The organism is Rhodococcus sp. IEGM 1370 (genome assembly GCF_033142325.1).
Classification (GTDB): Bacteria; Actinomycetota; Actinomycetes; order Mycobacteriales; family Mycobacteriaceae; genus Rhodococcoides.
The window spans coordinates 1-1,345 of record NZ_JAWLRY010000062.1 but is presented as its reverse complement, the minus strand read 5'-3'; the positions used below and the strand labels follow the sequence as shown (position 1 = coordinate 1,345).

General features: G+C 60.4%; 1 protein-coding gene and 1 other annotated feature. The gene reads left to right on the top strand.

The window, feature by feature from the left end; translation table 11 throughout:
• Window positions 1-52: 52 nt before the first annotated feature.
• Window positions 53-1,314, top strand: a protein-coding gene (locus R4P47_RS24985; protein ID WP_139318105.1) for an IS3 family transposase whose coding sequence is annotated in 2 segments (ribosomal slippage) — window positions 53-347 and window positions 347-1,314 — 1,263 coding nt in all. Because the reading frame shifts where the segments join, the coding sequence is not laid out codon by codon here.
• Window positions 337-468, top strand: a sequence feature (AL1L pseudoknot). (Overlaps the previous gene by 132 nt.)
• Window positions 1,315-1,345: the final 31 nt, after the last annotated feature.

Below are 1,345 nucleotides of genomic sequence, written 5' to 3'. Positions count from 1 at the left end.
TGAACCGTCCTGGGACTGGTGGAGACTGTGATCTCACCAGGAGAATGCAGATATGGGTGCACCAAGGAAGTTCGATGCCGAGACGCGTGAGCGCGCTGTTCGGATGTATCGGGACCGTCTGACCGAGCAGGGCGACACCAAGATCGCCGCTCGCAAGCATGTCGGAGCATTGCTCGACATCAACCCCGCCACGATCCGGAACTGGGTCGAAAAGAACGATTTACCTTCCGGTCCGAACGAGAGCGAATCAGGTTCGGACCGTGATGCCGAGCTGAAAGCATTGCGACGCGAAAACTCCGAATTACGAAGAGCCAACGACATTCTCAAGACAGCGTCAGCGTTTTTCGCAGCGGCGGAGGTCGACCGCCGACTTCGGTGATCGTCGACTACATCGACGAGTACCGCCACCGCTTCGGGGTCGACCCGATCTGCACCGTGCTCCGCGAACACGGCATCAAGATCGCCCCGTCCACCTACTACGCCGCCAAGAAACGCGGAACCATCTCAACGGCCGCTCTAGATGAGGCGTACGCCGCGAACGCCGTGCACCGGCTCTATGTGGCCAACAGGCGCCTCTACGGGATGCGCAAAATGTGGCACGCCATGAAACGGGCTGGTCACGATCTTGGCCGTGATCAGGTCGGTCGGTTGATGGCGATCTGCGGAGCCGTCGGAGTGGTCCGCGGGCGACGCCGCACGGTGACCACCGAGCGTGACGACCGGGCACCTCGGCATCCGGATCTGATCGAGCGTCAGTGGGGTGCACCGACCCGTCCTGATCAGTGGTGGGTTGCTGACTTCACCTATTGCTGGACGTTGGCCGGGTTCGCCTATACATCGTTCGTGGTCGATGTATTCTCGCGTCGCATTCTTGGTTGGCGGGTGATGACGACGAAGGCGACACCTCTGGTTTCCGGGGTGCTCGAGCAAGCATTGTTCACCCGCCGACGAAGCGACTTCGCTTTCACCGCAACCGGTTTGGTTCACCACTCCGACGCCGGCTCGCAATATACATCGCTCGCATTCACCGAGGCGTTGATCGAATCCGGGCTCGCCGGATCGATCGGTAGCGTCGGTGATGCGCTCGACAACGCGTTGATGGAATCAACAATCGGCCTGTACAAGACAGAGCTGATCGAGCGGCAGAAGTCATGGACCGGCAGGGCAGAGATCGAACGGGAAACGGCTTCGTGGGTGCACTGGTTCAACACCAGCCGGTTGCACTCCGCGATCGGCTACCTCTCGCCCGTCGACTACGAAAACGAGTACCGTCATCAATGCTCGACCGCCACCTCCGACCGCGAAGTGGCTTGAACCAGGTCTCCATCAGATCCAGGACGGTTCA